Origin of the sequence: Dyadobacter luticola (genome assembly GCF_005860805.1) — a bacterium.
GTDB lineage: Bacteria > Bacteroidota > Bacteroidia > Cytophagales > Spirosomataceae > Dyadobacter > Dyadobacter luticola.
This window is the reverse complement of sequence record NZ_VCEJ01000004.1, coordinates 1-14,305: the sequence shown is the minus strand read 5'-3', so window position 1 is coordinate 14,305 and position 14,305 is coordinate 1. Positions and strand designations below refer to the sequence as shown.

General features: G+C 44.1%; 11 protein-coding genes and 1 rRNA gene. 5 read left to right on the top strand and 7 right to left on the bottom strand.

Going from position 1 to position 14,305, the window contains the following annotated elements; all coding sequences use genetic code 11:
* Window positions 1-89: 89 nt before the first annotated feature.
* The 5 genes from serS to glyA form a co-directional block, all read right to left on the bottom strand.
* Window positions 90-1,382: a serine--tRNA ligase gene (serS, locus tag FEN17_RS10635; RefSeq protein WP_138365350.1), complete on the bottom strand. Its 1,293-nt coding sequence runs from the start codon at window positions 1,380-1,382 to the stop codon at window positions 90-92.
* Window positions 1,383-1,428: 46 nt separating this feature from the next.
* Complete coding sequence (locus FEN17_RS10630) at window positions 1,429-2,787, bottom strand: aspartate kinase (protein ID WP_138365349.1); 1,359 nt, start codon at window positions 2,785-2,787, stop codon at window positions 1,429-1,431.
* A 186-nt stretch (window positions 2,788-2,973) separates the two neighbouring features.
* Window positions 2,974-3,480 (bottom strand): 6,7-dimethyl-8-ribityllumazine synthase, encoded by a 507-nt coding sequence (gene ribH, locus FEN17_RS10625; RefSeq protein WP_138365348.1) that lies wholly within the window; start codon window positions 3,478-3,480, stop codon window positions 2,974-2,976.
* A gap of 102 nt (window positions 3,481-3,582) precedes the next feature.
* Window positions 3,583-4,284: a tetratricopeptide repeat protein gene (locus tag FEN17_RS10620; RefSeq protein ID WP_138365347.1), complete on the bottom strand. Its 702-nt coding sequence runs from the start codon at window positions 4,282-4,284 to the stop codon at window positions 3,583-3,585.
* Between the two features lie 38 nt (window positions 4,285-4,322).
* A complete protein-coding gene (glyA, locus tag FEN17_RS10615; protein ID WP_138365346.1) occupies window positions 4,323-5,627 on the bottom strand; it encodes a serine hydroxymethyltransferase in 1,305 nt (434 codons plus the stop codon).
* A 351-nt stretch (window positions 5,628-5,978) separates the two neighbouring features.
* Between glyA and nagB the strand changes: the two genes are divergently transcribed.
* Window positions 5,979-7,919 carry a glucosamine-6-phosphate deaminase gene (nagB, locus tag FEN17_RS10610; protein ID WP_138365345.1) on the top strand — a complete coding sequence of 647 codons (1,941 nt, stop codon included), beginning with the start codon at window positions 5,979-5,981 and terminating at the stop codon, window positions 7,917-7,919.
* 78 nt (window positions 7,920-7,997) lie between these two features.
* On the opposite strand, the gene FEN17_RS27270 is transcribed toward nagB, so the two are convergent.
* Window positions 7,998-8,162: a hypothetical protein gene (locus FEN17_RS27270; RefSeq protein ID WP_171037903.1), complete on the bottom strand. Its 165-nt coding sequence runs from the start codon at window positions 8,160-8,162 to the stop codon at window positions 7,998-8,000.
* Between the two features lie 240 nt (window positions 8,163-8,402).
* Here FEN17_RS27270 and mutL point away from each other — a divergent pair, with 240 nt between their 5' ends.
* The 4 genes from mutL (at window position 8,403) to dxs (ending at window position 14,069) form a co-directional block, all read left to right on the top strand.
* Window positions 8,403-10,286: a DNA mismatch repair endonuclease MutL gene (gene mutL, locus FEN17_RS10605; protein ID WP_138365344.1), complete on the top strand. Its 1,884-nt coding sequence runs from the start codon at window positions 8,403-8,405 to the stop codon at window positions 10,284-10,286.
* Window positions 10,287-10,338: 52 nt separating this feature from the next.
* Complete coding sequence (locus FEN17_RS10600) at window positions 10,339-11,124, top strand: rhomboid family intramembrane serine protease (protein WP_138365343.1); 786 nt, start codon at window positions 10,339-10,341, stop codon at window positions 11,122-11,124.
* Window positions 11,125-11,128: 4 nt separating this feature from the next.
* Window positions 11,129-12,043, top strand: coding sequence for a rhomboid family intramembrane serine protease (locus FEN17_RS10595; RefSeq protein ID WP_138365342.1), 915 nt, complete (start codon window positions 11,129-11,131; stop codon window positions 12,041-12,043).
* An 85-nt stretch (window positions 12,044-12,128) separates the two neighbouring features.
* Window positions 12,129-14,069 (top strand): 1-deoxy-D-xylulose-5-phosphate synthase, encoded by a 1,941-nt coding sequence (dxs, locus tag FEN17_RS10590; RefSeq protein WP_138365341.1) that lies wholly within the window; start codon window positions 12,129-12,131, stop codon window positions 14,067-14,069.
* A 133-nt stretch (window positions 14,070-14,202) separates the two neighbouring features.
* Here dxs and rrf read toward each other — a convergent pair.
* Window positions 14,203-14,305 (bottom strand): 5S ribosomal RNA (rrf, locus tag FEN17_RS10585); the annotation flags it as partial.

Here is a 14,305-nt window from a genome sequence, read left to right as displayed (position 1 = left end):
ACGCTAGGCAAATGTGGGTTAAGCTTTTATAACAAAATAGCCCTCACAAAATGTGAAGGCTAACCTTGTATTTTTCTGAAAACCAGCGTCTACTCAATCACATCAAAACCGCAATAAGGCACCAAAATAGCCGGCACTTTTACGGTACCGTCCGCCTGCTGGTTATTTTCCAACAATGCAGCCAAAATCCGGGGCAATGCCAGCGCCGAACCGTTTAATGTATGCAGCAGCTGTGTTTTCTTATCAGCATTTTTGTAACGCAATTTCAAACGGCTCGCCTGGTAAGTTTCAAAATTGGAAACTGAGCTGCATTCCAGCCAGCGCTCCTGACCAGCGGACCAAACTTCGAAATCGTAAGTCAGCGCAGACGTAAAACCCATATCGCCGCCGCAGAGACGGAGAATGCGATAAGGTAATTCCAGTTTCCCGAGCAGGTTTTTCACGTGATTCACCATTTCGTCCAAGGCTTTGTAAGAATCTTCGGGACGATTGATCTGCACGATTTCCACTTTATCAAACTGGTGCAGCCTGTTCAATCCTCTTACATGAGCCCCCCAGCTCCCAGCTTCCCGACGAAAACAAGGCGTGTAAGCCACATTTTTAACAGGTAACTCGCTTTCTGCGACAATCACATCGCGATATAAGTTTGTGACCGGAACTTCGGCAGTCGGGATCAGATACAAATCATCAGCGGCATCGTGGTACATCTGACCTTCTTTGTCGGGTAACTGGCCGGTGGCAAAACCAGAATCAGCATTCACTACAATCGGCGGCTGCACTTCTGTGTAACCTGCTTTTCCGGCTTCATCCAGGAAAAAAGAGATCATCGCACGCTGCAATCTTGCGGCTTTTCCTTTATAGACCGGAAAACCAGCCGCGGTAATTTTGTTACCCAATTCAAAATCAATGATCGGAGCCTGGTTTTGCCCTAATTTTTTGATTAAATCCCAATGCGGCAATGCACCAGCCGGTAATGTTGGCTTTTCGCCGGTTTCCTCGACGGTCACATTATCCTCGGCAGCGCGGCCTTCTGGTACACTTTCGTGCGGTAAATTTGGCAGTTTTACTAGCTCCTCCAGCAAGCTGGTTTCGATCACTTTATGTTCTTCGTCAAGCGATTTGGATCTTTCTTTCAAAGCGGCGGTGTCTGCTTTGGCAGCTTCTGCCTCGGCTTTTTGTCCGGCCTTCATCAATGCGCCGATTTCCTTGGCTTTGTTGTTGGAGGCGGCCAATGTTTCGTCTAATGCCTGCTGCACTTCGCGGCGTTTGCGGTCCAGGTCAATGATCCGATCCACCGCATTTTCAGCGTCCTTGAAATGTTTTTTTATCAATCCGGCAATCGTCAGATCGCGGTTTTCTCGAATGAAATTCGTTTGTAACATCTGGCTTAGCTAGTCGCTTTTAGCAATAAATATGAAAGAAATGCTATCAGGGCGCCGTGAAAATATCTTTCATCGCATCCTCATAATAGAAAAGTCGCTCGTTGAGCACATTCAATGCTTCCGACTTATATTTCGAGTGGATCAGCAGCGAGAGGTTATGCTCCGAAGCGCCATACGAAATCATTCGTATAGGAATATGTTTCAATGCATCCAATACTTTTAGGGCAATTCCTTCCTTGTCTGCACTGAAATTTCCTACAATGCAAATGATATTCTGATCGCGGTCATGTTCCTCCAAATCAGCGAATTCCCGAAGTTCAGCACTGATCTTATCCAGGTTTTCTGAGTTGTCGATCGTCACAGATACCGAAACTTCGGAGGTTGTGATCATATCCACCGGCGTCTTGTATTTTTCAAACACTTCAAACACCCTACGAAGGAAGCCGTAAGCATTTAGCATACGGGTTGAGTGTATGTAAATGGCCGTAATGTTGTCCTTCGCAGCAATCGCCTTGATCTCGCGATCGGAAGTTTGATTGGCGATCAATGTTCCGGGCGCTTCGGGCTGCATCGTATTTTTCAGACGAACCGGCACGCCGCGTAACTTTGCTGGCGTAATTGTGCTTGGATGCAAAATTTTCGCCCCGAAGTAAGCCAGTTCAGCAGCTTCTTCAAATGTTAACTCGCGAATCGGAAATGTACGTTTTACGATCCGGGGATCATTGTTATGCATTCCGTCGATATCCGTCCAGATCTGAATTTCATCCGCACGTATTGCGCCGCCGATCAGCGAAGCCGTATAATCTGAGCCGCCGCGTTTCAGGTTATCTACTTCCTCGCGCGGATTGCGGCAGATAAAACCCTGGGTAATGATAGTTTGCTTGTCTGTATATTGGTTCAGGATCGTCACCAGCTTTTCCTCGATCGTTGCCAGCTCGGGTTCGCCGTCGGCATCAATGCGCATAAAATCGAGTGCAGATAGCAGGACTGAACTTTCGCCTTTTTCTTCCAGATAAGCCTGGAACATTTTGGTACTTAATATTTCCCCCTCTGCAACGAGCTCTTTTTCCTGTTTGATCGTAAAAGGCTTGATGCCCACCAGCGATTTAATGTAGCTAAATTCATTATCTACAATCTGCTGGCCTTGCGACAATCCCTCTTCGGTCGTATACAATTCTTTAATGAAGAGATTATAATGTGTCCGCAAATCCTCAATCAGCGCCGCTGCTTTTGTATCGTCAAATGCTTTGGCTGCCTCGCCAATTGCAATCAATGCATTTGTCGAACCAGATAACGCCGACAAAACGACAATTTTCCGGTTCGGATCACCATTAAGAAGTTCGCGGATCGAGTGCATGCGTTCAGGCTTCCCTACCGAAGTACCGCCAAATTTCCAGACTTGCATAATTTTAAATATGGGTTTTTTAGAAAATGTATACTTGTCATTTATGGTCATTTGTAGTCAAGTGTGGTCATTTATTGTTTTTTTATTGGGCTAAAAACATAATAACAATTAAAGACAACACCTGACAATACCTGACTACAAATGACAACCAATGACCTAATGACAATTAATGACTACTAATGACAATCAATGACTCCCATGCCTAGCAACCTCCGAATAAAGCCCCAGCATTTTAATTGCTGTCATGGCTGCTTCGTCGCCTTTGTTGCCGTGAATTCCTCCGGCCCTTTCCAGTGCTTGCTCCATGGTGTTTGGGGTTAGTACGCCGAAGATGACTGGCTTTTCAGTTTTTAGGCTAACATTGGTTAATCCCTGCGCTACTGCATGATTGATATAATCATTATGTTTCGTTTCGCCTTGAATTACTACGCCCAGTGCAATCACGGCATCGATGTCGCGGCGCAGTGCGTACCACAATGAGCCGGTTGTCAGTTCAAAACTTCCGGGAACATTTCCTCTTTCAATGTTCTCTGCTTCGGCACCGTATTGAATCAAGGTATTGTAAGCTCCTTCGAACAATTTTTCGGTCACTTCCGAATTCCACTCGGCCACCAGGATGGCGAATTTTCTTGAACTGATATCAGGGAGACCGTCGGTTTTGAAAACGCTCAAATTTTTATCTGCGCTTGACATTTCGATTCGTATTTGGGGTTTTGAAATCTTGAAAACACATCATAAAAAAAGGATAAAACCTTTGTCGGCTTTATCCTTTTTAGGAACAGAATGGTTAAACCATTATTTGCCGACCTGTCCTTCCAATAATCCCATGTACTTCTTCGCGTTTACCACTTCCGAGGAAAGTGGAAACTCGTCGATCACACGTTTATAGGAAGACACCGCGTCAGCAGGCTTACCCGCTTTTTCCTGGGCCAAAGCCAATTTCATTAAATATACCGGAGTAAAATATTCGTTCTTTTCGTAGTCAGCGGCTTTCTGATAGTAAGAAATTGCTTCTGCCGGCTGGTTTTTTTCAAGATAAGCGTCACCGATCAAAGATTGTGCACGTGCATGAACTAACAAATCCGAAGAGCTGAAAGATTGCAGGTGACTGATCGCATCATCGTATTTACCTTGTTTTAGTAATGCTACGCCCGCGTAGAAGTTTGCAAGATTGCTGGCGTCGGTTCCTTTATAACTGTCGGCAATTGACAAAAGACCTTCGTTTCCGCCGCTACCATTAAGCGCTTTTTGTAGTGAATCTGCTTCGAAATCATAAACAACACTCGCAAGCGCATTCTGAGCTGTTCCCTCCTGACCGTCGATATAAAAACGGTAACCTGCAAAAGCAACAATTGCCAACAATATCGCCCCTCCAATACCAAACAACACCTTACGGTTTTTAAGGAAAAAAACCTCTGCTTTATTGATCTGGCCGGCTAATGCATCCGGATTTTCAATTATTTCAAATCCGGACTGGTCCGTATTTTTCTTGCTCATATCAAATATTTCGAATTTGGAGTGCAAAGTTATGAAAACTAAACATATAATGGATATTGTTTCATCCAATTGTTTACTTCACCTTTCACTGACGCAATTTTAGCATCATTATCGTGATTGCTCAAAACCGTATCCAGCAGGTCTACAATGCGTTCCATATCGGCTTCAACCAATCCGCGGGTAGTCATCGCAGCAGTACCTACGCGGATACCAGAAGTGATCATCGGCGATTTGTCATCGAACGGAACCATGTTTTTATTAATGGTAATGTCCGCTTTGATCAAAGTGTTTTCAGCCAGTTTTCCGGTCAATCCAGAATCAACACCATTTTTCGTGCGCAGGTCGATCAACATTAAATGGTTGTCTGTACCGCCTGAAATGATCCGGTAACCTTTTTCTACAAATGCTTTGGCCATCGCCTGCGCATTTTTAGCAACCTGCGTCGCGTAGTTATAGTAGCCCTCGCTCAATGCTTCGCCGAATGCCACTGCTTTTGCGGCAATAATATGTTCCAGCGGCCCGCCTTGTGTTCCTGGGAAAACACCGGAATCGAGCAGTGATGACATGGTACGAAGTGCGCCTTTTGGTGTTTTGATGCCAAATGGATTTTCGAAATCATTACGCATCATGATCACACCGCCGCGTGGGCCGCGCAATGTTTTATGTGTAGTCGTAGTAACAATGTGGCAATGATCAAAAGGATCTTTCAAAAGACCTTTGGCGATCAGACCAGCTGGGTGGGCGATATCGGCCATCAACAAGGCACCTACCTGATCGGCGATTGCGCGCAGACGCTCATAATCCCAATCGCGGCTATATGCAGAAGCGCCACAGATCAAAAGCTTTGGTTTTTCTTTTACAGCAGTTTCTTCCACTTTATCCCAGTCGATCAAACCGGTTTCTGCATCAACCCCATAAAAAACAGGTTGAAAATATTTTCCTGAAATGTTAACCGGTGAACCGTGGGTTAAATGTCCGCCATGGGCCAGGTTGAAACCCATAATCTTGTCACCCGGATTAAGGCAAGCCACGAAAACAGCTGTATTAGCCTGCGCGCCTGAATGTGGCTGGACATTTGCCCAGGTTGCTCCAAAAAGTTCTTTCAGGCGGTCAATCGCGATCTGCTCAATTTCATCCACAACTTCACATCCACCGTAATACCTTTTTCCCGGCAGACCTTCGGCATATTTGTTGGTCAACACACTTCCCGAAGCTTCCATCACCTGGCGTGAAGTGAAGTTTTCAGAGGCGATCAGCTCTATACCAGATTCCTGGCGATATTTTTCTCTGTTGATCAGATCGAAAATGGTGGTATCACGTTCAACGCTTGTGAGTGTAGACATGGATGGTATCAGAAAAAATGGTGAAGATTCTTATTTGAGCCGCAAAATTACGACCATTTCTTTTGGAATAAAATAATAGGTCTTACTTTATGTATTAAAACCCGGCACTCGCTGTCTTAGTAACAAACGGTAGTAGTATTAATATTCCCAAAAGCAGTAATTTTAATGACAGTTATTTTTTAAATTATTTTAATAACATTGGATTTCCCTTGTATTTTTGTGGCCGATATGCTTGCGTGGTCGAGCACTTCGCACAAAAATCCAACAAATTTCAGTTTCTGTTGATTCTTGAACCCTAAATATTTCAAGTTAACTATGAGCCAGCAAACGGTGAATTCTCAAACAATTTTAATGCAAGCTTCAAACAATGGAAAGGGTACCAACGGTACCAAAGGTCAGCCGATCACCTACGAAAAAATACCTACTCAGATATTTGCCGATTCCAAAGAGGCTTCCAATGCGGTTGCGAGAGAAATAGCAGATTTGATCCGGCAAAAACAGAAAGAGGGAAAGCCTTGCGTACTGGGCCTTGCTACCGGATCTTCTCCCAAAACAGTATACGCGATCCTGGTCCGTATGCACAAAGAGGAAGGTTTGAGTTTCAAGAACGTGATTTCTTTCAACCTGGATGAATACTATCAGATGGAGCCAGACTCTATTTATAGCTACCACCGGTTTATGAAGGAGCAGCTTTTCAATCACGTCGACATTCCGAAAGAAAATTACTTTATCCCCGACGGTACCGTTCCGCCAGCATTGCTGCGCGATTACTGTATGTCGTATGAAAACAAGATCAATGCGGTTGGCGGGCTGGATTTTCAACTTTTGGGTATTGGTGGAAATGGGCACGTAGGTTTCAATGAGCCTGGTTCGCTGATCAACTCCCGCACAAGATTAATCACACTGGATCATTCTACACGGGTTGCCGCAGGATCTGAATTCGGTGGTCTTGCCAATGTTCCCCGCAAAGCGATCACATTGGGTATTGCGCCGATTTTGAATGCGAGACGCGTTGTTTTGCTGGCCTGGGGTGAGCGTAAAGCTTCTGTAATCCACGGTGCTGTGGAAGGTCCGGTGACGGAATTGAACCCCGCATCCTACCTGCAAGCACATCCGGATGTAACATTCGTAGTAGACGAAAGTGCTGCTTCGGAGCTTACCCGCATTAAAACGCCTTGGGCAGTTGATTCGGTGATCTGGGATAATAAAATGATCAAAAAAGCGGTGACGCATTTGTCATTAACATTGAAAAAACCAATCCTGAAACTGACGGATAAGGATTACAATGATAATGGTATGAGCGATTTGCTAGCGCAATATGGTGCGGCTTACGAGATCAACATTAACGTTTTCAATCAATTACAACATACAATTACGGGCTGGCCGGGCGGTAAGCCAAATGCAGACGATACACACCGTCCGGAAAGAGCGCAGCCTGCTAAAAAACGTGTTTTGATTTTCAGCCCGCACCCGGATGATGACATTATCTCGATGGGCGGAACATTCCAGCGGCTGGTAGATCAGGGTCACGAGGTGCACGTGGCGTACCAGACTTCCGGTAACATTGCGGTTGCCGACGACGAAGCTTTGCGTTTCATCGATTTTGTAGTGGATTTCAATAAAGGATTTGGGATCGATAGCCCTGAGACAAACAAGTTGTTTCTTGACGCGAAGGAATTTTTGAAACATACCAAAGACAGCGAAATCGATACCCCTGAAATACGCAAGGTAAAAGGTTTACTAAGAAGAGGCGAGGCAAAAGCTACCTGCCGCTTCGTAGGTATCCCGACAAGCCAGGCGCACTTCCTGAATATGCCTTTTTACGAAACAGGTACTGTTCAGAAAAAACCGATCGGCGAAGAAGATATAAGGATTATCGAAAGCCTGATCGATGAAATCAAACCGCACCAGATTTACGCGGCAGGCGATTTCGCGGATCCGCACGGAACGCACAAAGTGTGCTGGGATGCGATCGAGGCAGCATTGCAGCGTTCGAAACACAAGAATTTCATGAAAGATTGCTGGGTATGGTTGTACCGCGGCGCCTGGGCTGAGTGGGATATTTACGAAATTGAAATGGCGGTACCGATGAGCCCTGACCAGGTTTTGAAAAAACGTCAGGGAATTTTCAAACACCAATCGCAAAAAGATGGTGTGGTGTTCCAGGGAGAAGATTCGAGGGAATTCTGGCAGCGGGCCGAGGAGCGCAACCGCGGTACTTCCAAGTTGTACGATTCGCTGGGTCTGGCCGAGTACGAGGCGATGGAAGCCTTTGTAAGGTGGAAATTCTAAGCAATGTTATAAAGCAAAAGAGCCAGGATTAATCTCCTGGCTCTTTTGCTTTATAAAGGTTTTAAAATAAAATCTTAGCTACAATTCCATGTCCATCCACATGCGCTGCGCCATTTTTTCAACCATATTCACGACACCCTGAATGGCGCCGAAGATAATGCACAAAGGCAAAATGATCGGTAGAAAAATCAGCCACTGCAAGGCCATTGTGAAATTAAATCTTTTAAAAATGGGCGTTTTCATAACGAGATAGGTTAAACAACTTACGAGTTTAGTCTTACAAGATATGCAAATTATTTCTAGCCAACAACAAAAGACAGTTGATTCGTTCACATATTCTTAATCATTTCAATAATTTATATAATTATTTCTCAATGACAAAATAAAAATGTCGCTGCTCACTCATTTCCGTACATTAAAATAGAAAGGCGGGTGAAATTTTTTTTTGTTTATTTGTTATAGTAAAGTTTATCCCCGTTCCCCATGCCGTCATCGGACATCATTCAATTATTACCGGATTCTATTGCTAACCAGATCGCAGCGGGTGAGGTTGTTCAGCGCCCTGCGTCGGTGGTGAAAGAGCTCCTGGAAAATGCGATTGACGCTGGTGCCAGGCATATACAAGTCATTCTGAGAGAGGCGGGTAGAACATTGATCCAGATTATAGACGACGGCTCGGGTATGTCCGAAACAGACGCCCGAATGTGTTTTGAAAGACATGCCACTTCCAAGATCCGTCAGTCAGAAGATCTTTTCCGGATCCGTACAATGGGTTTCCGCGGAGAGGCACTGGCTTCGATCGCAGCGGTTGCCCAGGTTGAAGTCCGCACCCGGCAGGAGTCCGACGAACTTGGTACATTGATCCGCATCGATGGTTCTGAAATCAAAACCCAGGAAGCGGTCGCTACTTTGAAGGGTACCAACTTTTCCGTAAAAAACCTGTTTTTTAATGTACCTGCCCGCCGGAATTTTTTGAAATCCAATTCCGTGGAGATGCGGCATGTGCTGGATGAATTTCAGCGCATTGCTTTGTCACATCCGGAAGTAAGTTTTACGCTGCACCATAATGATACGGAGGTATTTAATCTCCAATCGGGCAAGCTCGTGCGCAGGATTATCGACATTTACGGAAAGAGTTACCGCGAGCAACTTGCATATTGCCAGGAAGATACATCCTACATTAATGTGAAGGGTTATATAGGTAAACCGGAGTTTGCCAGGAAGACGCGGGGAGAGCAATTTTTCTTTGTTAATGATCGCTACATTAAACACAGCTATCTGCATCACGCGGTGATCACGGCTTTTGACGGGACAATCCCCGAGGGCAGTCACCCTTTTTATGTGCTTTTCCTGGAAATCGATCCCTCACACATTGACATTAACATTCATCCTACAAAAACGGAGATCAAGTTTGACGACGAAAAGTCGGTTTATGCGATTGTTTTAGCGGCCGTAAAAAAGGCGGTAGGCGTTTATAATCTATCCCAATCGATTGATTTTGACGATAACATTAACTTCCTGAATCCGCCGCCATCAAATGACAACAATCTGATCCCAAGACCAGTCATGCCTGACTGGGCAGCTCAGCCGAAAAAAGGGGAGAAAGAGCCGTCGAGATCAAACCTGACAAATTGGAGCAAGCTTTTCGAAGGTCTTCAAAATTCCGAAGACCGCAGCCGTGAGCTGGCAGCATTTGAAGTGAGCTCCACTACCGTTTCTAGACCTGCTTACCAGGAGCAATCTAAAACCGTGGCCAGTAAAATTAACAGGATGGCTTCTGAGGTGATTGCCGCACCCGAAAGTGACGCAGTGCTGTTTCAGCTGCATAATCGCTATATTCTTTCTCAGGTAAAAGACGGAATAATGTTGATTGACCAGAAAGCCGCGTATGAACGGATCTTGTACGAACGATATCGTAAGATGCTGATTAATCGAAATGGTGCTTGTCAACAGCTACTTTTTCCAAAAAGGATCCGGCTCACACATTCGGATATGCAGCTGGTCCATGAAACCAAAAAAGAGATTCACAGCCTGGGATTTGAGTTTGATGAATTTGGATCTAATGAATTGATTATTCGCGGTATCCCCGCCGATTTGCCGGAAGAAAGTGAGCAGGACCTTTTTGAGGAGCTGATCGAACAACTTAAGCAAAGTTATTCCGACCTGAAATTAAATAAACCGGAAAGCCTGTCCCGGTCACTTGCTAGGCGGTTTTCAGTGAGATATGCGGTAAAATTGTCTTACCTCGAAATACACACATTGATTGACCAGCTGTTTGCGTCAAGTAATCCCAATAGGACGCCTGGTGGAGAGGCTATTATTGTTCTGCTTACGATGGATAAGCTTACCAGTATTTTTAAAAATTAAAATAAAAAGGCTTTTACCCGGCCTTCAATGTAAATCCTGATTATATAAAAATATGTTAGCCATAACCCCAACAGTCAGAAACCTGTTGATCCTGAATGTACTCTTCTATATTGTCGACGCCAACATTATCAACCTGAGCCACAACTTTGCGCTGGTATCGACGCTCTCGCCAGATTTTCATGCTTATCAGTTTGTATCCTACATGTTCTTGCATGGAAGCTTCACACATTTGCTGAGCAATATGTTCGGCTTGTTCATGTTTGGGCCGCTGCTGGAAAGAATGTGGGGACCGAAAAAGTTTTTGATTTTTTACTTTTTTACTGGTATCGGAGCTGGTCTTCTGTTTTCAGGAATTGATTATTTTGAGAACACCAACTTGCGCGATGCTGTTGAGATATTTACACAAAATCCTACGCCCGATGGGCTGGTGGACTTCATGAGCAAGCACGCAAGAGGCATTTACGAAGCCAACCTTGAGTTTTTGAATAAATTTGAAGAAAATCCAACCAATTCCAGCTATATTCAGGATAGCATAAATTTTGTCAACAGTTACTACGAGCGGTCGATCAACACGCCCATGGTAGGTGCTTCGGGAGCAATTTTCGGCATTCTCATGGCGTTTGGATTACTGTTCCCAAATACTGAGCTGTTTTTGCTCTTTGTTCCGTTCCCCATAAAGGCAAAATATTTTGTAGCCTTCTATGGGCTTTATGAGTTGTACTCAGGGATTCAAAATGCTCAGTCAGACAACGTTGCGCACTTCGCGCATATAGGAGGAATGCTATTTGCATATATATTGTTGCGTTACTGGGGTACGCAAAAAACAAATTTCTACTGATAAGATGAGCAATATTGTTGACGATGTAAAAAGGGAGTTTGCTAAATCGGAAAATGCACTCGTAAAGATTATTTTAATAAATACAGCGATATTTTTGGTATTGCTGCTGATGAAGATTGTGCTTACCCTGTCTCAATCTTCAGGTACCTACCTGGCAGTTATTAATATGCTTCAACTGCCCGCCGCGACAGATGAATTTATCTACAAACCCTGGACGCTGCTTACCTACTTCTTCACACACGACGATATCTTTCACATTCTCTTTAATATGCTGTTTCTCTATTGGTTTGGAAAACTGATAGACGAATATCTGGGAGCGAAAAGGGTTATTGCACTTTATATGCTGGGCGGAATCGCCGGCGGCTTGATTTACATTGTACTTTATAATGTGCTACCCTATTTTCAAGCGCACATTGAAGGTTCAAGAATGTTGGGAGCATCCGCAGCTGCTTTTTCTGTGGCAGTCGGTGCGTCGACTTTGCTTCCCAATTATACATTCAACCTCATTTTTCTAGGTCCGATCAGGATCAAGTTTATCGCGTTATTTTACATTATCCTTTCACTTGCGCAGACCGTAGGACCCAATGCCGGTGGTAATCTGGCACATTTAGGTGGTGCATTTATCGGGTATATTTTTATAAAATCTCTTCAAAATGGTACCGACCTTGGCAAGCCTATTTACGCTATCGTAACAGCCTGGTCTAGATTGTTTAGAAAAAGACCTTCCATGCAGGTAACTTATCGTGAAAGACAAGTGTACCGCAGCACAAGTGTTTATTCTTCATCGTCTTCAAATACCATTGAAATGCCCGACCAAATGGAAATTGATTCCATTCTGGACAAGATTTCAAGATCCGGTTATGAGAGCCTGACCAGGGAGGAAAAGCAAAAATTGTTCAAAGCTAGCCAGAGAAAATAAAAAGCAGACTTAGTTGCTATTTGCTTAATTTTGTTATGTTTTAAAAGCAAGCAATTGCTTAATATTTGATTTAGTAGCTTGCCATATGCTTATAACACCTGGAAAATTACTGGCCAAGATCGATTCTCCCGAGGATCTTCGCAAACTGGACATTTCACAATTACCCCAAGTTTGCAATGAATTGCGCCAGTTTATCATTGATAATGTTTCCGTTTATGGCGGTCATTTTGGAGCCAGCCTGGGTGTTGTAGAATTAAGCGTTGCCCTGCATTATGTGTTTAACACGCCCGATGACCAGCTGGTTTGGGATGTCGGACATCAGGCATACGGTCATAAAATCCTCACTGGCAGAAGGGATAATTTTCATTCAAACAGAACTTACGGAGGATTATCAGGCTTTCCTAAAAGAAAGGAAAGTATCTATGACGCCTTCGGTGTAGGACATTCTTCTACATCTATATCTTCTGCACTGGGCATGTCAATCGCGTCTGCCTTAGAGAAAAATTTCCAACGCCAGCACATCGCAGTAATTGGCGACGGTGCTATGACTGCGGGTTTGGCATTTGAGGGGATGAATCATGCGGGAGCGACGGATTCCAACTTGCTGATTATCCTTAATGATAACTGCATGGCGATCGACCCGAATGTAGGTGCTTTGAAGGAATATCTGACGGATATCACTACTTCTCAGACTTACAACAAGTTTAGAGACGAGGTTTGGAATCTTCTGGGCAAAATGAGCAACTTCGGAAAAAGCGCTCAGGAAATTGTCTCGAAAGTGGAGACGGTGATGAAAACCGCCATTCTCAGACAAAGCAATTTGTTTGAATCGCTTGGCTTACGATATTTTGGGCCCATTGATGGCAATGATATCAGCCATTTGACAGAGGTTTTGCGGGATTTGAAAAGTATTCCAGGTCCGAAGCTTTTACATTGCCTTACTGTAAAAGGAAAGGGTTATGGCCCGGCCGAAAAAGATCAGACTATATGGCATGCGCCAGGTGTTTTCGATAAGATTACCGGCGAAATAAAGAAGAAAACGCATACCACTCCCCAAGCACCGAAATACCAGGACGTTTTTGGACATACGATTGTCGAATTGGCAAAGAAAAATCCAAAGATTGTTGGCGTCACACCCGCAATGCCCTCTGGATCTTCACTGAATATCATGATGGAAGAAATTCCTGATCGTGCATTTGATGTTGGAATAGCAGAGCAGCATGCAGTGACCTTTTCTGCCGGCATGGCAACCAGAGGTGATGTTGTGTTTTGCAACATTTACTCAACATTCATGCAGCGCGCGTATGACCAGGTTATCCATGATGTCTGTATTCAGGAATTGCCCGTAATATTTTGCCTGGACCGGGCAGGATTGGTTGGTGCAGATGGACCAACACATCATGGTTTATATGACATTGCATTTATGCGATGCATTCCAAATATGGTCGTTGCATCTCCAATGAATGAGCAAGAACTCAGGAACATGATGTATACTGCTCAATTGGAATCTTTTCAATCCGGAAAATATGCCTTTACAATAAGATATCCGCGTGGAACCGGTGTGATGCCAAATTGGAAAACTAATTTTGAAGAAATTCAGATCGGAAAAGGCAGAAAAATCAAAGGTGGATCAGATTTAGCAATTCTTTCCTTTGGACCTATTGGAAACTTTGCACTAGAAGCTTGTCAGAAATTGGAGAAGCAAGGTATTTCCGCCGGTTTGTATGATATGCGCTTTGCAAAGCCATTAGACGAGTCTTTGCTGCACGAAATTCTTTCTTCCTACTCTCACATCCTTACTGTTGAAGACGGCTGCTTACAAGGAGGATTTGGAACTGCTGTCCTTGAATTTATGACAGATAATGGCTATTCCAACAAGATCAAGAGACTTGGTATTGCTGATACAATCGTTGAGCATGGTGAGCCTAATGAACTATATCGTGAGTGTGGCATCGATGCAATTGGAATCGCTCAATCTGCTCAGGAGTTTTTAAGCGTTATTCAAAAAGAGCTTATGAAGTTTTAAACCATTTAGTTAAAAATTAAAGGCCGCTCAGCAAAAATGCTTGGTGGCCTTTTTTATAAATGACATTTGGACATCTCTACCGCATAAAACGCAAAAAAGCCCCGTATTGCTACGGGGCTTTTGATGTTAATAATTGTGGCGACTACCTACTTTACCAGGTTTGACCCAAGTATCATCGGCGGTTCTGGGCTTAACTTCTCTGTTCGGGATGGGAAGAGGTGAACACCAGGCCAATA